The sequence below is a fragment of the Rhizorhabdus antheiae genome, assembly GCF_049889055.1.
GTDB lineage: Bacteria > Pseudomonadota > Alphaproteobacteria > Sphingomonadales > Sphingomonadaceae > Rhizorhabdus.
Genome location: NZ_JBLTWO010000007.1, coordinates 58,350 through 75,199 on the forward strand (window position 1 = coordinate 58,350; position 16,850 = coordinate 75,199).

Sequence of the window (16,850 nt, forward strand, 5' to 3'; positions counted from 1 at the left end):
GACTAATGTTTTTGCGTCGTAGCTGGAGACTCCGTCGGATCGGCGGCGTGGATGGCTCGCTCCGCAGGATTTTGGAGACCGGTTTTTTTATGCAGATCATCGTTCGCGACAACAATGTCGATCAGGCCCTCCGCGCGCTCAAGAAGAAGCTGCAGCGTGAAGGCGTGTACCGCGAGATGAAGCTGCGTCGTCATTACGAGAAGCCATCCGAGAAGCGTGCCCGCGAGCGCGCCGCTGCGATCCGCCGCGCCCGCAAGCTGGAGCGCAAGCGGATGGAGCGTGACGGCGTTCGGTAAGAACGCTGTCGGGAGGCAGGCCCTGCCGCGCCTCCCTTTCTACATTCATGGCTGAGAGAGCGAAGCGTCTATGTCGGAAGTAACCGCCGTCCCCCTTCGTCCGATCGCGAAGGGATCGCTTACCAAATTGTGGGTAGGCATCGCGGCGGTCGTCGCTCTCGCCGTGGGTGCTGCTTATGTCAGCACCCAGAGCCAGGTCGTCATGGCGATGACCCCGGAAGAGTTTCTGGCATCGAATCGCGGCGGCAACGTCGTCGAGACGGCGTCCGGCCTTCAATATCGCGTGCTCGAAGAGGGCAGCGGTCGCAAACCGACGGTCAACGATCTCGTCCTCGTCGATTTCGAGGGCAAGCTCCCCAATGGCGACGTGTTCGAATCGAGCGCGCGCCATGGCGGTCCGTCGCCGATGCCGCTTCAGGGCATGATCGGTGGCTGGACCGAGGGGCTCCAACTGATGAACAGCGGCGCCAAATATCGCTTCTGGATGAAGCCCGAGCTGGCCTTCGGCCCCGGTGGCATTCCCGGCAAGGTTCCGCCGAACTCGATCGTCGTGTTCGACGTCAAGCTCAAGGAAGTGCTTTCGCCCGAGACGCTCGGCATGGGTGGCATGATGCCGCCCGGCCATGGCGGCATGTGAGGCCTGCCACTTCCATCGGATAGGAGAGGACGGGGGTCGCAGCGATGCGGCCCCTTTCTTTTTTCGCCTCTCGCCATCGCCTCCAGGTTGGCGGGGCTCACGGAGCACGCCATGTCGTTCATTATTCAGCGCCTCCCCATCGCCCTGTCCGTTCTCGCGGTGGCTTTGCCTGCCCGGGCGGCGGAGGCGCCGCTCCTGCCTGTGGTCTTGCGGGCGATCGACGGCTGCTGGACGGGCGAGGGACATGTGATGGGCAAGTCGGTGACAATGGCGATCCGGGCCCGGCCCGTCGCGCTCGACGCCTTGATGGTCGTGGACGCGGAGAGCCGTGCCATCGACGATCCCGCCGATCGCTACGCTGCGCATTTGACGCTGGGCGCTTCGGCGTCCGGAGGCGAAAAGGCCCAATCCCTGCTGACCGGCTATTGGGCCGACAGTTTCGGCGGGGGCTATGCCGCTGCCGGGCGCGGCATCGTCCGGGATGACGGGTTCGACATCGACTATGCCTATCCCGATGCGATCTTCGTCAATCGCTGGCGCCCGCAGGGTCAGACGCTGAGATGGGAGATCGTCGCGCGCTCGCCGGACGGCAGGGAAAAGCCCTTCGCGAACTATATGGTCCGCAAGACTGTCTGCGCGGAGACGGCGAAGAGCGAATGACGGCGGTCCGTGAGGACCGCCGCGACGCCGTCAGCGGCTTTCCTGCGGGTGCAGGCTGGTACCGGCGCGGCCACCGCGCAGGGCGGTAAACCAGCTGATCGGGTTCCACAGCTTGGTGCTGCCGTCGAGCGAGAAGGTGATGAACTCGGCGCGGCCGCCGATATTCTCGAACGGCACCGGACCGTCGAGGCCATTGCGATAGGCAGGCACGCGGCTGTCGGCCGACTGGTCGCGATTGTCGCCCATCACGAAGATATGGTCGGCCGGGATGGTGATCGCCGGATAATCGTCGATCGACTTATCATATCCAAGATCGAGCGTGTCGTAGCTGCGACCATTGGGCAGCGTTTCGCGGAAGCGGGGCAGCGCGCAATAAAGCTTGCCATCGGGCCCGACCGTGCGAAAGCCTGCGACTGCCGGGTCGCTGCAGCTGACATTGGCGTCGACCGCAATCATCGCCGGGCTTTCGGGCACCCGCTTCACGGGAACGCCGTTGAGCACGACCACGCCGCCGCGCACCTCGAGACGGTCGCCGGGCAGGCCGATGACGCGCTTGATGAAGTCGGTGTCCGACTGCGGCGGCTTGAGAATCACGATATCGCCACGTTCGGGCAGACGCCCGAACAGCCGTCCCTTGATGAAGGGCAGGATGTGGAAGCTGGGCGAGACATAGGACCAGCCATAGGGATATTTCGTCACCACAAGACGGTCGCCGGTGATCAGCGTCGGCATCATCGATTCGGACGGAATGTAGAAAGGCTTGGCGATGAAGCTGTGAAAGCCCAGCACCGCGAGGATCAGCCAGAAGATGCCGCGAATCTCGGCCCACCAGTCGGTACCCTCCTTCTTCGGCGCGGCCGGAGCCTCCACCGTGGGAACGGGAACGTCGCTGGCATTGTCCATGGGGTCACTCGGTCGATCGCTCACGCGATCTCCTCCTCACAAGGGGCGGGCATAGAGGATGACGAACGCCTGCGCCCAGGGATGATCGTCCGTCATCGTAAGGTGAACGTCCACGGCGTGGCCCGGCGGCGTCAACGCGTCAAGCCTTGCCTTGGCGCCGCCGGTCAAAACCAGCGTCGGCGCGCCGCTCGGCAGATTGGCGACGCCGATGTCCTTCATGAACACCCCCGCCTTGAAGCCGGTGCCGACAGCCTTGGAGAAGGCTTCCTTGGCCGCGAATCGCTTCGCATAGGTCGCGGCGCGGGTCAGGAGGCGGCGCTCGGCCTTGGCGCGTTCGGTATCGGTGAAGACCCGATTGACGAACCGCTCGCCGAACCGGTCCAGCGAGCCCTGGATGCGCTCGATGTTGCAGAGATCGGATCCGATCCCGACGATCACCGCGCCTCGTCCATCAACTGACGCATGCGCTGGACGACGGGGCCAAGCCCCTCGAAGATCGCCTCTCCGATCAGGAAATGGCCGATGTTGAGCTCGGCGATGTGGGGGATGGCGGCGATCGGCGTTACATTGTCGAAGGTCAGCCCGTGGCCGGCATGGGGCTCGATGCCGTTCTTGACGGCGAGCGCTGCGGCCTCCGTGATGCGCCGCAACTCCACCGCGCGCTCGTCGCCCTCGCTATGGGCGTAGCGTCCGGTGTGGAATTCGACGACCTGCGCTCCCAGCGAGGCCGCAGCGTCGAGCTGCCGGGCGTCGGGCTCGATGAACAGGCTGACGCGGATGCCTGCGGCGCGCAGTTCCGAGATCAGCGGCTTGAGGTGATTGTGCTGGCCAGCGGCGTCGAGCCCGCCTTCGGTCGTGACCTCCTCGCGGCGTTCGGGAACGATGCAGGCGGCATGCGGGCGGTGGCGCAGCGCGATCGCCACCATCTCTTCGGTCGCCGCCATTTCGAGGTTGAGGGGCAGGGCGATGCCGCCGATCAGCCCCGCAATGTCCTCGTCCATGATGTGGCGACGGTCCTCGCGCAGATGCGCGGTGATTCCGTCGGCCCCGGCCGCGCTGGCGATCTGGGCCGCACGGATCGGATCGGGATGAAGCCCGCCACGCGCATTGCGGATGGTGGCGACATGATCGATGTTGACGCCCAGGCGCAGCCGGTTCAACGCGGCCATGTCAGGCGGCCACCGCGGCGCGGCTGCCAGGCTTCACCGCAGGGATGGCGGCAAGCTCGGGCGGCAGTGCATCCGCCGAATAGGTGGGCACGTCGAGCCTGATCAGCGGGAAGAAGGGCACGCCCAGGTCGGCAGTACCGTTCGAGCGGTCGACCAGCGACGCGGCGGCGATGACCTCGCCCCCCGCCTCGGCGACAGCCTTGATGGCTTCCCTTGAGGACAGTCCCGTGGTCACGACATCCTCCATCAGCAGCACCTTCTGGCCGGGCTCGAGCCGGAAGCCGCGACGCAGATGGAAGACCCCGTCGGGCCGTTCGACGAACATCGCATCGAGCCCCAGCGCGCGTCCCATCTCATGTCCTGCGATCACGCCGCCCATCGCCGGCGCGACGACGGCACCCAGCTGAATCTTGATTTTATCGGGGATTTTCAGAGACAAAGCCTCTGCAAGGCGCGCCGCGCGTGCGGGGTTCATAAGCACCCGCGCGCATTGGAGATAGCGCGGGCTACGCAGTCCCGACGACAGGATGAAGTGGCCTTCGAGGAGCGCCTCGGCGGCCCGAAATTCGGCCAGCACCTGTTCGTCGTTCATTGTCGGGATCCTGTCTTGTGCTGCGAGCGCGCAGCAATGCGTCCAGATAGTGAGATGATATTATCGCTTCAACTGCTTGCATTCGGAGCCAAGCGGTGCTTGAGGCTGCGGGGAGCCGTGCCTATAAGGCACCGGAATTCGTAGGGCCCGACAACAGGATGGCACGCAAATGTCGTGCTTCACGGGGGTGAAATGAAGACGTTGAAGACTATCATGATGGCGCTCTCGCTGGCTTCGACGCCGGCGGCGCTGTACGCGCAGGAGGCAGCTCCGGCGGTGGCGACCACCGCCGAGGCGGCAGCGCCTGCCGCTGCGGCTCCGGCCGCCCCGGCTTTCCAGCATCGTGCGCCGGAAGCCGATATCGGCCAGCCGATCCCCGGCGGTTTCAAGCTTCAGCCCCAGGTGACGAAGGTCGGCGAAGACGCACAATGGCTGCATGACAGCCTGCTGATGCCGATCATCACGATCATCACGATCTTCGTTCTCCTGCTGCTGGTCTATGCGGTGATTCGTTTCCGCGCGAAGGCCAATCCGGTGCCGTCCAGGACGTCGCACAACACCATGATCGAGATCGTCTGGACGCTCGTCCCGGTTCTGATTCTGCTGGTGATCGCGGTTCCGTCGATCCGCCTGGTGGCCGCGCAATATGCCCAGCCCAAGGCCGACCTCACCATCAAGGCGATCGGCAACCAGTGGTACTGGACCTACCAGTATCCGGATAATGGCGACTTCGAGCTCGTCTCGAACATGCTGCCCGACGCCGAAGCCAAGAAGCGTGGCGAGCCGCGCATGCTGGCCGTCGACGAGCGTGTCGTCGTTCCGGTCAATTCGGTCGTGAAGATGATCGTCACGTCGAATGACGTCATCCACAGCTGGGCGGTTCCCGCCTTCTGGACCAAGATGGACGCCGTTCCCGGCCGTCTGAACGAAACCTGGTTCAAGGCCGATCGCGAAGGCCTCTATTACGGGCAGTGTTCGGAGCTCTGCGGTGCCCGCCACGGCTATATGCCGATCGCGGTCGAGGTGGTCTCCAAGGAAAAATTCGCGGAATGGGTCCGCTCCAAGGGTGGTTCGCTGCCGGGTGAGAAGGTCGCCGAGGCGACCGTCCCGGCGGTCCCCGCCGCTGCCGAGCCGGCCGCGCCCGCCACCGAAGCCGCTCCGGCGGCTCCGGCGACGTCCCAGCCTGCAACCGCGCAGAACTAAGGCACGATCCGATGACTGACATCACCGCAAACGCATCGCATTTCCAGGCGCATGACGATCATGCGCACCATGATGCCGATCACAAGCCGGCGTTCTTCCAGCGCTGGTTCATGTCCACCAACCACAAGGACATCGGTACGCTCTACCTGATCTTCGCGATCTTCGCCGGCATCGTCGGTGGCGCGATCTCGGGTCTGATGCGCGCCGAGCTCGCGCACCCCGGCATCCAGTTCCTGCCGATCTGGACGCAAATGATGGGCGGCGCGCCGGATATGGACACCGCGCTCCACATGTGGAACGTGCTGATCACCGCGCACGGCCTGATCATGGTCTTCTTCATGGTCATGCCCGCGATCATCGGCGGCTTCGGCAACTGGTTCGTTCCGATCATGATCGGCGCGCCGGACATGGCCTTCCCGCGCATGAACAACATCAGCTTCTGGCTGATGATCCCGGCCTTCACGCTGCTGCTCGGTTCGACCTTCTTTGCGGGCGGCACCGGTAACGGCGCGGGCACGGGCTGGACGGTCTATGCTCCGTTGTCGACCAGCGGCTCGGTCGGTCCGGCCGTCGACATGGGCATCCTCGCCCTCCACCTTGCCGGCGCCTCGTCGATCCTCGGTGCGATCAACTTCATCACCACCATCTTCAACATGCGCGCGCCGGGCATGACCCTGCACAAGATGCCGCTGTTCGTCTGGTCGGTGCTGGTCACCGCCTTCCTGCTGCTGCTGGCCCTTCCGGTCCTCGCTGCCGCGATCACGATGCTTCTGACCGACCGCAACTTCGGCACGACCTTCTATGACGCGTCGGGCGGTGGCGATCCGGTCCTGTACCAGCACCTCTTCTGGTTCTTCGGTCACCCCGAAGTGTACATCATGATCCTGCCGGGCTTCGGTATCGTCAGCCACATCATCTCGACCTTCTCGAAGAAGCCGATCTTCGGCTATCTCGGCATGGCCTATGCCATGGTCGCGATCGGCGTCGTCGGCTTCGTCGTGTGGGCGCACCACATGTTCACGACCGGTCTGTCGGTCGACACCAAGATGTACTTCACCGCCGCGACGATGGTCATCGCGGTTCCGACCGGCATCAAGATCTTCTCGTGGATCGCGACGATGTGGGGCGGCTCGATGACCTTCAAGACGCCGATGCTCTGGGCGATCGGCTTCATCTTCCTGTTCACCGTCGGCGGCGTCACGGGCGTCGTCCTCGCGAACGGCGGCGTCGACAACTATATGCACGATACCTATTATGTGGTCGCGCACTTCCACTATGTGCTGTCGCTGGGCGCGGTCTTCTCGCTCTTCGCCGGCTTCTACTACTGGTTCGGCAAGATGTCGGGCCGCATGTACAACGAGTTCCTGGGCCAGGTTCACTTCTGGCTGTTCTTCGTCGGCGTGAACGTCCTGTTCTTCCCGATGCACTTCCTGGGTCTCGATGGCATGCCGCGTCGTATTCCGGACTATCCGGATGCGTTCGAGAAGTGGAACTCGCTCGCGACCCACGGCTATGAGATCATGGCGTTCAGCATGATCTTCTTCTTCATCAACGTCTTCTGGTCGTTGTTCGCGGGCAAGAAGGCCGAGGGCAATTATTGGGGCGAAGGCGCGACCACGCTCGAGTGGACGCTGTCGAGCCCGCCCCCTTACCACCAGTTCGAGAAGCTGCCGCAGATCGGGGACGATCACGGCCACTGATCGACGGTGATTTCCTGACGATGAACCGCCGCTTCGACCTCCAGCGTCAGAGCGGCGGTTTCATGTAACGATGATTGAAGAGCAATGGCGAGCAAGGCTTTCCCGATAGACATGGTCGCAACGGCCGAGTGGCGCGATTTCCTTGCGCTAACCAAGCCGCGCGTGTTGACGCTCGTAGTCTTCACCGGCCTCTGCGGCCTGCTGGCCGCGCCGCAGGCGATCCATCCCGTGCTCGCCTTCACCGCCGTGCTCTGCATCGCGCTGGGCGCCGGTGCGGCGGGGGCGCTCAACCAATGGTACGAAGCCGACATCGACGCGATGATGGCGCGCACGGCACGCCGTCCGCTGCCGTCGGGCCGGATGGATCCCCAGTCGGCGCTGCACTTCGGCGTTGGTCTGGCCTGTTTCTCGGTCCTGCTGATGGGGCTGGCGGTCAACCTGCTGGCTGCGTTCATCCTGCTGGTGTCGATCCTGTTCTACGTCGTGGTGTACACCGTCTGGCTGAAGCGCCGGACCCCGCAGAACATCGTCATCGGCGGTGCGGCCGGCGCCTTCCCGGCGCTGATCGGCTGGGCAGCGGCGACGGGGCGTGTCGATACGCTTCCGGTCCTGCTGTTCTTCCTCGTATTCCTGTGGACCCCGCCGCATTTCTGGGCGCTCGCGCTGTTCGTGAACCCCGACTATGCCCGCGCCGGTGTGCCGATGCTGCCGGCTGTCGTCGGCCAGCGCGTCACGCGGCTGCAGATCATGCTCTATACCGTACCGATGGCGGCCACCGCCGTGGCGCCCTGGCCGCTCGGGCTGGCCGGCGCGATCTACGGCGTCGGTGCTTCGTTGCTGTCGGCCTTCTTCCTGCTGCTCGCCGTTCGCGTGGGGCTCAGCCGCGAAGCCGATCCCGCGAAGATGAAGGCGGAGCGCCGGCTGTTCGGCTTTTCGATCCTCTATCTGTTCATCATCTTCGGCCTGCTCGTGGCCGACAAGGTGCTGGCGTGAGCTTCACCCCTGAAGAGCAGAAGGAAATCCAGCGGCGGCAGAAGTCGCGCGCGCTGGTGACCGCCCTGATCCTGGGCGGCATGGTGGTCCTCTTCTACGCGATCTCGATCGCGAAGATGCTGTGATCGCGCCGGAAGCCCGTAACAAGCGCGTGGGCGCGATCGCGCTCATGATCGCGCTCGGCATGCTGGCGCTCGGCTATGCATCGGTGCCGCTCTACCGGATGTTTTGCCAGGCGACCGGCTTCGGCGGTACGACCCAGCGCAGCGAAACGGGGGTCGCGCCCGGCGCGGTCGTGGGCAAGCTGATCGACGTCCGCTTCGATGCCAATGTCTCGCCCAGCCTGCCCTGGCAGTTCGGACCGGAAAAGAAGGTCGCCCGCGTCGCCATCGGTGCGCGCCAGATGGCCTTCTTCACCGCGACCAATCTCAGCGACCACGCGATCACCGGCACCGCTGCGTTCAATGTCACGCCCGAGATTGCCGGTGCCTATTTCACGAAGATCCAATGCTTCTGCTTTACGCAGCAGACTCTGAAGCCCGGCGAGACGATCCGCATGCCGGTGATCTATTATGTCGACCCCGCCATCCTGACCGACAAGGAAGCCGGGAAACTCAACGAAATCACGCTGTCCTACACCTTCTACCCCGACAAATCCGCTGTGGATTCCGGACGGGTGGGCGGTTAAGGACGTTCCAGCAAAATATCAGGGGCACGGAAAATGGCCGGAGCGAAGAGCCACGATTATCATATCCTACCGCCTAGCATCTGGCCGTTTTTCGGCTCGATGTCGGCGCTGGTCATGGCGTCGGGCGGGATCATGTGGATGCACAAGGCTGCCTTTGGCGGCTATGTCTTTTTCGCCGGGCTGCTCGGCGTCCTGTTCACCATGTACAGCTGGTGGGCGGAGGTCGTTCGCGAGGCGCATGCCGGCGACCACACCCCGGTCGTCCAGCTCCACCTGCGCTATGGCATGATCCTGTTCATCGCCTCCGAGGTGATGTTCTTCGTCGGCTGGTTCTGGGCCTGGTTCGACTTCTCGCTCTTTCCGGTCGCCCTCGAATATAATGAGGGTGTTACCTCGATCATCGCCGGTCCGAACAGCGTGACCCAGGCTGCCGGCCTGTGGCCGCCGAAGGGCCTCGAGGTCATCGACGCCTTCCATCTGCCGCTGCTCAATACGCTGCTGCTGCTCTGCTCGGGCACCACGGTGACCTGGGCGCACCACGCGTTGCTGCACGGCGATCGCGACGGCCTCAAGAAGGGCCTGTGGCTGACGATCATCCTCGGCCTCGTGTTCAGTTCGGTGCAGGCCTATGAGTACATGCACGCGCCGTTCGTCTTCAAAGGCCTGAACTACAGCGCCGCCTTTTTCATGGCGACCGGCTTCCACGGCTTCCACGTGCTGATCGGCACGATCTTCCTGATCGTCTGCCTCGTCCGCGCCTATAAGGGCCACTTCACCCCGCAGCAGCATTTCGGGTTCGAAGCAGCTGCCTGGTATTGGCACTTCGTCGACGTCGTGTGGCTGTTCCTCTTCATCGTCGTCTATGTGTGGGGCGGCTGGGGCGCGCCGGTTCACGGCTGATCCGACGCTTGTCGAACAAGGGGCGCGGCGGCGGGGCAACCTGTCGCCGCGCCTTTTCTATTTGCGGGGTAAGCGAATGATCGAGCCGTCCGAGGGCACGGCGCCACAGCCGCTTCAAGCTGCCCTGCGCGGGCTCTGTCCGCGATGCGGCAGCCCGGGCCTGTTTGCCGGAATGCTGCGCTTCTCCGAGCGCTGCCCGCGATGCGGTCTCGATTATGGTTCGTTCAACGTCGGCGACGGTGCCGCCGCCTTCCTCATCCTGATCGTGGGTGCCGTGGTCAGCCTGCTCGCCATCCTCGTCGAGCTGCGCTGGGAGCCGCCTTTTGTGGTCCACCTCATCCTGTGGCTTCCGCTCACTCTGGGATTGACGGTGGTGCTGATGCGCTTTGCCAAGGGACTGCTGCTCGCGCTGGAGTTTCGCAACGCCGCGCGCGAGGGGCGGATCGTGAAGGACGATTGATGCGCAGACTTCCGATCCTGCCGACGCTGGTCGTCCTGCTCGCCGTCGGCGCGATGATCGGGCTCGGCCTGTGGCAATTGCAGCGCGCCGAGTGGAAGGAGGGGCTGCTTGCCCGATATCGCGCGGCCGCGACCGCACCGCCGCTCGCCGGACTGCCGGCCGGGACTTTGCCCGATTCGCTCGGCTTCCGGAGGGCGTCGCTGGACTGCGTCGTGGCCGGCGCCCCGATCCAGCTCGGCGGGCAGGGGCCGGATGGCGCTCCTGGCTTCCGTTCGATCCTGCCCTGCCGTCTGGCCGATGGTCGCGAGATGCTGGCCGATATCGGATGGCAGCGGGTCGGCAGCGCGCTTCCTGCTCCGGCTTCGGGCGCGACGCTGTCGGCGGCCGGCGTGCTGGTTCCTGACGAAGTGCTTGCAGAGCGTTTTGCCGGTCGCCCTGTCGGGCCGATGCCCTGGCTGATCGTGCTCGAAACACCGCTGCCCGGCTATGCGCCCAGCAAGCCGCCCGCTATCGAGACGATCCCGAACAACCATCGCGGTTATGCGGTGCAATGGTTCCTGTTCGCCACCGTGGCGCTGGGCATCTACGGTCTGGCGATCAGAAGACGGTGGCTCGACCGGTGATGCGGCGCGTCAGCCAGGCGGAGATCGGTGATCGGCGATGGGATGTGCTCGTCGTCGGGGCGGGCTTCGCCGGGGCGGTGATGGCGGAACGCTTCGCCGCCGATGCGGGGCTGAGCGTTCTGGTCATCGACCGGCGCGAGCATGTCGGCGGCAATGCCTATGACGAGCGCGACGCTGCCGGAATCCTCGTCCATCGCTATGGCCCGCATATCTTCCATACCAACAGCCGCGATGTGTTCGACTATCTCTCGGCCTTCACCGACTGGCGTCCCTATGAGCACCGCGTGCTGGCCGAGGTCGATGGCCGCTGCCTGCCTTTCCCGATCAACCGGACGACGCTGAACCTGCTCGAAGGCCTGTCGCTGACATCCGACGACGAAGCGGAGGCCTATCTCCAGACCATCGCGGAACCGGTGGAGCCGGTGCGGACGTCGAAGGACGTCGTGGTCGGGCGGATAGGGCGCGCGCTCTACGAACGCTTTTTCCGGGGCTACACGCGCAAGCAATGGGGGCTCGACCCGTCCGAACTCGATGCCTCGGTCACGGCGCGTGTCCCGGTGCGGACCAATGACGACGATCGCTATTTCACCGACAGCTTTCAGGCGATGCCGGCCGATGGCTATACGGCGCTGTTCGAGCGTATGCTCGACCATCCGAATATCGCGGTGGCGACGGGCGTCGACTTCTTCCGAATCAGGGCCCAGCTTCGCTTCGACCGTCTCGTCTACACCGGCCCGATCGACGAATATTTCGGCCGCTGCCACGGGCCGCTGCCCTATCGCTCGCTCAGTTTCCGGCACGAGACGCTCCCCGTCGAGCGCTTCCAGGCGGCGGCGGTGGTCAACTATCCCGATGAGGCCGTCCCCTACACCCGGATCACCGAGTATAAATATCTGACCGGGCAGCAGTCGCCTTCCACCAGCATCAGCTACGAATATCCGTCGGCCGAGGGCGATCCTTATTATCCGGTGCCCCGGCCGGAGAATCAGGCGCGCTTCCGCGCCTATCAGGCAATGGCCGATGCCTTGCCGGATGTCCTGTTCGTCGGCCGGCTGGCGACCTATCGCTATTATAATATGGACCAGGTGGTGGCGCAGGCGCTCGCCAGCTATCGCCGCGCGCGCCGGTGACTCCGGCACGCGAGCGCCTGCGCCGGTCGTTCGGTGGCGTCATGGCTTTGGCCGGTGCCGGATTCGTCCGGCCCAGGACCCGGATGCTCCTGCTCAGCGATGGCCGTGAATATACCAGCGAGCAGCAATTCGCGCCGATCTGGCGTCATCGCACCCGCCTGCGTCGCGACCTGGGGCTGGCGGTCGACTGGCGGCTGCTCGAAGGGCAGGGGCACGCGGTCGGTCCCGGCCTTGCCGGCTATGACGTCATCGGGCTCAAGCTCTCCTTCCGCTGCCGCGGAACTGAGGTGCTGGATATCGTCCGCCAGCTCCGCGAGGCCATCGGCCCCGGCAGCGATACCCGCCTCGTCTATTTCGACGGCGACGATGACAGCGCGGTGCTGTGGCCTGAACTGGTCGAGCGGGTCGACCTCTATGTGAAGAAGCATCTCTTCGCGGACCTGGCCGACTACCGGCGCGCCTTCATCGGCAAGAGCAACCTGACCGACCATGCGGCGCGAATCGCAGGCCTGTCCTTCGCCGACGACATCATCCCGGTCGGACAGCCGCAGCCGGTCACGACGCCAGCCAAGCTTCACCTTGGCTGGAACATCGCGCTCGACGACAAGATCGCCGGGCTGCCCGCCGTCTCGCCCGCCATATCGCGCGAGATCGACATTTGCGGGCGCGTGCATGTGTCGCCGGACAGCTGGCTCGGCGCCCTGCGCGCGCCCGCCATCGCCGCGCTCGAATCACTCGCGGGGCGTTGGCGGGTTGCCGTTCCGCGCGAGCGCGTTTCCCAGGCCGCTTACGATGCCGAACTGCGCGCGGCGCGAATCTGTGTCAGCCCCTTCGGCTATGGCGAACTGTGCTGGCGCGATTTCGAGGCGATCCAGGCGGGCTGCCTGCTGGTGAAACCCGACATGGGCCATATCCGCACCGCGCCCGACCTGTTCGAGGCTGGCGTCACCTATGCGCCCGTTCGCTGGGACTATGCCGATCTGGAAGAGGTCTGCTCACGCTACCTGTCCGACGAGGGCGCACGGATCGCGGTCGTCGAGGAGGGGCAGCGCCGCCTGCGCGAATCGCTCGGTCCGCGATGGTTCGTGAGCTGTGCGCGGGCATTTCTTGCTGCGCTCGATCCGCCGGCGCGCAATAGGACCCGAAAATAAGGGAATATGGCGGGTCACACCCGATGAAGATGAGCACTATACCTACGCTATTGCACTACGATAGACCGAGTGGGCCTCATATCACGGTTAGGCGGAAAGGCGGATGCATACCTTCTTGGCCCGCTTGTCCCTGCTAGATCGGCTTCCAGTCCGTCGACAGGAGTCCCCTGAGCACCTCAAGGCGACTCGGCAAATGCCGATTGCACGTGATGCCCAGATAGGTCGCGGCGCGCGTCGCGCCGACGTAGAGATATTTGTCGAACAGATCAGGCTTCGCATCGGCCAGCGCATCGATCGCCACGAAGAAGACCGCCTCGAACTCAAGCCCCTTGATGTGCTTGACATCGAAGACCCTGATTTCATCGTCGTTGCCGATGATCCGGCCATCGACGCAAGCAATGGCGCGCAGGTTGGTGTCGGTGAAGGCGCGGTTCAGGGCGTCGGTCATCGGCCGGACGGCCGCTTCCTCGTGCACGAGCACCGCGACGGTCGGCAGGGGTTCCCCCTTCATTGCGCCTTCGATCTCGGCAATTCGGGCAAACAGCCAGGCAGCGACGTCGTCTAGGTCTGGCGTGTCGAGCAGCAGGATTGGATCGACGGCGTCGTTGTTCATTTCGGGAGGCAGTTCGACCTCGCCGTGGTTTTCGAACAGCGCTGCAAGCGCGCGGGCGAAGTCGAACAACTGCCGGCTCTGCCGATACGAGATCGACACCGGTCTTATCTCGATCCCGGGGCTGACCCATTCAAGGTCGGAGCGACGCTTGCTGCCCCAGGGCGTTATCCGCTGATCGAAGTCGCCGCACGCGAAGAAGGAGTTCGTCCGGTATGAGGCGAGCGCCCGCATGCAGCCGAGCTGGACGGGCGAGAAATCGGTCGCTTCATCTACGAGGATCTGGTTGCGCTGCGCGCCTAGCATTGACGCGAGCGCCGCATAGGCCGGTTGGTCGGCTGCGCGTGAGATACGCGCGTCGGCGAGCAGGCCGTTGGCGGCGCGAAGGATCGCCAGCAGGATGATGTCGATCTCGAAGTCGTCAGCGAGGCGCCCGGCGCCGGCCTCGGTGTACCAGCGATTCTCCGAGCGGCGGATTCGGCGAAAGCGTGCGTATCGCGTTGCTACGCCGCGCACGAGGGCGCGCACTGGGTTGGAGAACCGGCGCAGTGCCTGGAGCAGAAGTAAAGTGCGGCCGACGGTCTCGCGCTCGCCCTCGGCGAAGCCGCGGTCTCCGAGCCATTCGAGCACCTGAGCAGCTACGCTCCGTCCCGGACGGCGGCGGGTGACGTGCTGGCGGGCCTGCCTGCGCAGTGCGTCGTTGAAAGCCTTTCGCGCCGCAGCCGGGCCGGTGACGGCCCGGGCGGGTTCTTCCTCGTCTTCGTCACCGTCATCATCGTCGGCGTCGTCGATCTGATCGCCCACGTCGGCCAAGCCGTTCATAAATTCGGTCAGCTTGGCGAAGAACTGCGGATCGGTGCGCATTTGCGCGGTAAGCGCGCGCTTATAGGCCTCATCAATTTCGCTGTTGAGCTGCTCAATGAGGATTCGGATTTCGGCATTGAAGCTGACGAGCGCGATGATCGTCGATGGCGTATCGGTCGTGGCCGTGCGACCGAGAATGGCCTTCAACCTGCCTCCAATGGACGAGACATCGTTGGCGCTCGCCTCGGCTAGAAGATCGGCGGCGGTCGACAGATCGGCCCAAAACGCCTCGGTCTGCCACGTGTTGAAGTCTTCGAACCAGGCGATCTGGTCGGCCGCGTCCGGCAGAAGCGTCCCGGCGTTCTCGCGCGCGATGAAGCGGCCGCCACTGCCGCCGCTGGTCCTCAAGAGTGAGAAGCTGTTGCCAGCGAGGTCGCGCCGATGGACCGTCCAGGTCCGGACGACGTTGTCGCTTGCCGGTACGTTCTCGCGGCTGAACGCTTCCTTCAGATAGGAGCGCAGCAGATCGGTCGGCGTGAACATGATCCAGCTGCTGCCGTGCGGCACGACCGAGGCGGCAGTATCGATCGTCGCCTTCTCCTCTTCAGGCAACTCCACATAGTTGAGCTTCTGGCCGAGCCGCCTGATCAGTGTCGTGGTCTTGCCCGTGCCGGGACTTCCAAGGATCACCAACTGGCTGTCGATGGGAAGACGGAATATCTCGCTCTGGTACCGGTCGAGGACAGCCTGGTCGCGCAGTTCCGCTTTTCTGATAATGTTGCGGACCCGCCCCTCGATGACATTGTCGCCAGCCTCGGCCGCCGCGATCAGCTTTTCGATCGCGGCCAGCGGATCATCTTCCGGCAGTGCCTCTGTGAGCAGGCGGAGCAACGATTGTATCGTGATCGTCCCAAGCTGATCGGCCTGGAATTCGGTGTCGAACGAATCCCAGCCGTCGCCGGTCTCGGACGGATGGAGGAGCGTGCGCTCGATGACCTCAAGCGTTACGACCCGATCGCCCTTGCGCAGGTCCAGCGTTTCTCCGGGGGGTATCGAGGCCAGCCCGCCGGCGGGCGCGTAGTGACTGCAATAGTGCTGGCGGCCCTCCGATTTCATTGAGGATGCGCCACGTGAGATGAAATAGATGGCCTCATTGTCTTCGTCGTCGACCGCGACTACACGCGCGATAGCCGGTTCCTCGGCGAGGCGCGCATTGCTTTCGGCGACTTCGCGCGCGATCCGATTGAAGGAATCGATCGTAGCGGGCGTATTGAGCGTATTGCCTTGCGCTAGCTTGTCGGCCGAAATAGCGTTGCGCTTACGAAGCTGTTCGCGGGCTTCTTCGGCGATCCGCTTGAGGATCTGCAGTATATCGGCCGACAGGATCTTGATTTGCTCTTGCCGCTGCTCGTCCAATGCCATCATTTCCCCCTTTGTCGATGAAGGTATGATGGTTTGGCTGCGCTACCGAATCTAGTGATTAATCGAATCAAATGGTCGCGCCTGCCGCGTCGGCGTAGCCGCTGTGGCCCATGAGCGGGAAATGGCGGGATACGACGACAAATGGTGGCTGGCGGAGAGGGTGGGATTCGAACCCACGGTACGGTTGCCCGCACAACGGTTTTCGAGACCGCCCCGATCGACCACTCCGGCACCTCTCCGCAGAGGTGGAACGAACGGGCCGTGAAGCCGTCCGCCAGTCGACAGGGGCGGGCCATTAGCCCAGAGTTTCGCGCTTGCCAAGCGCCTGCTTGCATGTGGAGGAGACTTCCCTACATTATTCCTGTGATTGAGAAGACCATTTCCGCCATGCCGACCCCCGGCATCCTTCCCCAGGGAATTACGCCTCCGCCCGTGGCGCACGCCCGTTTCGCGATCGGCGACGTGGTCCGGCACCGGCTGTTCGAGTTTCGCGGAGTCGTGTTCGACGTCGATCCGGTGTTCGCCAACACGGACGAATGGTACGAATCGATTCCCGCCGACATGCGGCCGGCCAAGGACCAACCCTTCTACCATCTGTTCGCCGAGAACAGCGACAGCAGCTACATTGCCTATGTCAGCCAGCAGAATCTGATGCGCGACGACAGCGACGAACTGGTCGACCACCCGGCGATCGCGGGGCTGTTCGAGGGTTTCTCGGAAGGGCGCTATCAGCTGCGTCGCCAGCACCGGCACTGATTCGCTGAGGCCGGGCCAAGGGCCTGCGGGGTTTTTGCCGGAGAGTCGCATAAAGGTTGACTTTCCGACGTCCCACCTCTAGCGAGCCGCTTTCCTGTGTGGGGTGATGGCCTGGTGTCTTCGCATCCGCGCTAACAGCTTTTGAAGAAGTGA

19 protein-coding genes and 1 tRNA gene are annotated in these 16,850 nt (G+C 64.2%); 14 read left to right on the top strand and 6 right to left on the bottom strand.

The annotated features are described in order from the left end of the window. Positions 1–89: 89 nt before the first annotated feature. The 3 genes from rpsU (at position 90) to ACNI3R_RS13980 (ending at position 1,593) form a co-directional block, all read left to right on the top strand. Positions 90–296 carry a 30S ribosomal protein S21 gene (gene rpsU / locus ACNI3R_RS13970; protein WP_029548939.1) on the top strand — a complete coding sequence of 69 codons (207 nt, stop codon included), beginning with the start codon at positions 90–92 and terminating at the stop codon, positions 294–296. A 70-nt stretch (positions 297–366) separates the two neighbouring features. Further along, positions 367–933: an FKBP-type peptidyl-prolyl cis-trans isomerase gene (locus ACNI3R_RS13975; RefSeq protein ID WP_426184327.1), complete on the top strand. Its 567-nt coding sequence runs from the start codon at positions 367–369 to the stop codon at positions 931–933. A gap of 111 nt (positions 934–1,044) precedes the next feature. Continuing rightward, positions 1,045–1,593 (top strand): hypothetical protein, encoded by a 549-nt coding sequence (locus ACNI3R_RS13980; RefSeq protein ID WP_426184329.1) that lies wholly within the window; start codon positions 1,045–1,047, stop codon positions 1,591–1,593. Between the two features lie 30 nt (positions 1,594–1,623). Here the strand turns inward: ACNI3R_RS13980 and lepB are convergent, their stop codons facing one another. Genes lepB through pyrE form a run of 4 tightly spaced genes read right to left on the bottom strand, consistent with a single transcriptional unit; the run spans position 1,624 to position 4,257 of the window. Then, on the bottom strand, positions 1,624–2,496 hold the full coding sequence (gene lepB, locus ACNI3R_RS13985) for a signal peptidase I (protein ID WP_426184689.1): 873 nt from the start codon (positions 2,494–2,496) through the stop codon (positions 1,624–1,626). A 36-nt stretch (positions 2,497–2,532) separates the two neighbouring features. Continuing rightward, positions 2,533–2,934: a holo-ACP synthase gene (gene acpS / locus ACNI3R_RS13990; RefSeq protein ID WP_426184332.1), complete on the bottom strand. Its 402-nt coding sequence runs from the start codon at positions 2,932–2,934 to the stop codon at positions 2,533–2,535. Beyond that, entirely contained in the window at positions 2,931–3,665 is a 735-nt protein-coding gene (locus ACNI3R_RS13995; protein WP_426184334.1) for a pyridoxine 5'-phosphate synthase, read from the bottom strand. Before ACNI3R_RS13995 ends, acpS begins: the two co-directional genes overlap by 4 nt. A gap of 1 nt (position 3,666) precedes the next feature. Beyond that, positions 3,667–4,257, bottom strand: coding sequence for an orotate phosphoribosyltransferase (gene pyrE, locus ACNI3R_RS14000; protein WP_426184336.1), 591 nt, complete (start codon positions 4,255–4,257; stop codon positions 3,667–3,669). A 192-nt stretch (positions 4,258–4,449) separates the two neighbouring features. Between pyrE and coxB the strand changes: the two genes are divergently transcribed. The 10 genes from coxB (at position 4,450) to ACNI3R_RS14050 (ending at position 13,105) form a co-directional block, all read left to right on the top strand. Then, a complete protein-coding gene (coxB, locus tag ACNI3R_RS14005) occupies positions 4,450–5,460 on the top strand; it encodes a cytochrome c oxidase subunit II (RefSeq protein ID WP_426184339.1) in 1,011 nt (336 codons plus the stop codon). A gap of 11 nt (positions 5,461–5,471) precedes the next feature. Beyond that, positions 5,472–7,160, top strand: coding sequence for a cytochrome c oxidase subunit I (gene ctaD / locus ACNI3R_RS14010; protein ID WP_426184341.1), 1,689 nt, complete (start codon positions 5,472–5,474; stop codon positions 7,158–7,160). A gap of 84 nt (positions 7,161–7,244) precedes the next feature. Beyond that, complete coding sequence (locus ACNI3R_RS14015; protein ID WP_426184343.1) at positions 7,245–8,153, top strand: heme o synthase; 909 nt, start codon at positions 7,245–7,247, stop codon at positions 8,151–8,153. Beyond that, on the top strand, positions 8,150–8,278 hold the full coding sequence (locus ACNI3R_RS14020) for a hypothetical protein (RefSeq protein WP_426184346.1): 129 nt from the start codon (positions 8,150–8,152) through the stop codon (positions 8,276–8,278). The genes ACNI3R_RS14015 and ACNI3R_RS14020 overlap by 4 nt, the downstream gene beginning before the upstream one ends. Then, entirely contained in the window at positions 8,275–8,841 is a 567-nt protein-coding gene (locus ACNI3R_RS14025) for a cytochrome c oxidase assembly protein (protein WP_426184349.1), read from the top strand. Before ACNI3R_RS14020 ends, ACNI3R_RS14025 begins: the two co-directional genes overlap by 4 nt. Positions 8,842–8,874: 33 nt before the next feature. Then, positions 8,875–9,741 carry a cytochrome c oxidase subunit 3 gene (locus ACNI3R_RS14030; RefSeq protein ID WP_426184352.1) on the top strand — a complete coding sequence of 289 codons (867 nt, stop codon included), beginning with the start codon at positions 8,875–8,877 and terminating at the stop codon, positions 9,739–9,741. A 76-nt stretch (positions 9,742–9,817) separates the two neighbouring features. After that, positions 9,818–10,201 carry a DUF983 domain-containing protein gene (locus ACNI3R_RS14035; RefSeq protein WP_426184354.1) on the top strand — a complete coding sequence of 128 codons (384 nt, stop codon included), beginning with the start codon at positions 9,818–9,820 and terminating at the stop codon, positions 10,199–10,201. Continuing rightward, positions 10,201–10,824, top strand: a complete 624-nt coding sequence (locus tag ACNI3R_RS14040) for an SURF1 family protein (RefSeq protein ID WP_426184357.1) — start codon at positions 10,201–10,203, stop codon at positions 10,822–10,824. Before ACNI3R_RS14035 ends, ACNI3R_RS14040 begins: the two co-directional genes overlap by 1 nt. Further along, on the top strand, positions 10,809–11,954 hold the full coding sequence (gene glf, locus ACNI3R_RS14045) for a UDP-galactopyranose mutase (RefSeq protein WP_426184360.1): 1,146 nt from the start codon (positions 10,809–10,811) through the stop codon (positions 11,952–11,954). The genes ACNI3R_RS14040 and glf overlap by 16 nt, the downstream gene beginning before the upstream one ends. Before the next feature lie 83 nt (positions 11,955–12,037). Further along, positions 12,038–13,105 (top strand): glycosyltransferase, encoded by a 1,068-nt coding sequence (locus ACNI3R_RS14050; RefSeq protein WP_426184363.1) that lies wholly within the window; start codon positions 12,038–12,040, stop codon positions 13,103–13,105. A 133-nt stretch (positions 13,106–13,238) separates the two neighbouring features. Here the strand turns inward: ACNI3R_RS14050 and ACNI3R_RS14055 are convergent, their stop codons facing one another. Both ACNI3R_RS14055 and ACNI3R_RS14060 read right to left on the bottom strand, forming a co-directional pair. Next, positions 13,239–15,941, bottom strand: coding sequence for an ATP-binding domain-containing protein (locus ACNI3R_RS14055; RefSeq protein ID WP_426184365.1), 2,703 nt, complete (start codon positions 15,939–15,941; stop codon positions 13,239–13,241). Between the two features lie 149 nt (positions 15,942–16,090). Next, positions 16,091–16,180, bottom strand: a tRNA-Ser gene (locus ACNI3R_RS14060). A gap of 148 nt (positions 16,181–16,328) precedes the next feature. On the opposite strand from ACNI3R_RS14060, the gene hspQ reads away from it, so the two are divergent. After that, a complete protein-coding gene (hspQ, locus tag ACNI3R_RS14065; RefSeq protein ID WP_426184691.1) occupies positions 16,329–16,697 on the top strand; it encodes a heat shock protein HspQ in 369 nt (122 codons plus the stop codon). Positions 16,698–16,850 lie beyond the last annotated feature (153 nt).

Coding starts and splice junctions, on each gene's coding strand:
- rpsU (WP_029548939.1), top strand. CDS start 90: ATGCAGATCATCGTTCGCGACAACAATGTCGATCAGGCCCTCCGCGCG.
- ACNI3R_RS13975 (WP_426184327.1), top strand. CDS start 367: ATGTCGGAAGTAACCGCCGTCCCCCTTCGTCCGATCGCGAAGGGATCG.
- ACNI3R_RS13980 (WP_426184329.1), top strand. CDS start 1,045: ATGTCGTTCATTATTCAGCGCCTCCCCATCGCCCTGTCCGTTCTCGCG.
- lepB (WP_426184689.1), bottom strand. CDS start 2,496: ATGGACAATGCCAGCGACGTTCCCGTTCCCACGGTGGAGGCTCCGGCC.
- ACNI3R_RS13995 (WP_426184334.1), bottom strand. CDS start 3,665: ATGGCCGCGTTGAACCGGCTGCGCCTGGGCGTCAACATCGATCATGTC.
- pyrE (WP_426184336.1), bottom strand. CDS start 4,257: ATGAACGACGAACAGGTGCTGGCCGAATTTCGGGCCGCCGAGGCGCTC.
- coxB (WP_426184339.1), top strand. CDS start 4,450: ATGAAGACGTTGAAGACTATCATGATGGCGCTCTCGCTGGCTTCGACG.
- ctaD (WP_426184341.1), top strand. CDS start 5,472: ATGACTGACATCACCGCAAACGCATCGCATTTCCAGGCGCATGACGAT.
- ACNI3R_RS14015 (WP_426184343.1), top strand. CDS start 7,245: ATGGCGAGCAAGGCTTTCCCGATAGACATGGTCGCAACGGCCGAGTGG.
- ACNI3R_RS14030 (WP_426184352.1), top strand. CDS start 8,875: ATGGCCGGAGCGAAGAGCCACGATTATCATATCCTACCGCCTAGCATC.
- ACNI3R_RS14035 (WP_426184354.1), top strand. CDS start 9,818: ATGATCGAGCCGTCCGAGGGCACGGCGCCACAGCCGCTTCAAGCTGCC.
- ACNI3R_RS14040 (WP_426184357.1), top strand. CDS start 10,201: ATGCGCAGACTTCCGATCCTGCCGACGCTGGTCGTCCTGCTCGCCGTC.
- ACNI3R_RS14050 (WP_426184363.1), top strand. CDS start 12,038: ATGCTCCTGCTCAGCGATGGCCGTGAATATACCAGCGAGCAGCAATTC.
- ACNI3R_RS14055 (WP_426184365.1), bottom strand. CDS start 15,941: ATGGCATTGGACGAGCAGCGGCAAGAGCAAATCAAGATCCTGTCGGCC.
- hspQ (WP_426184691.1), top strand. CDS start 16,329: ATGCCGACCCCCGGCATCCTTCCCCAGGGAATTACGCCTCCGCCCGTG.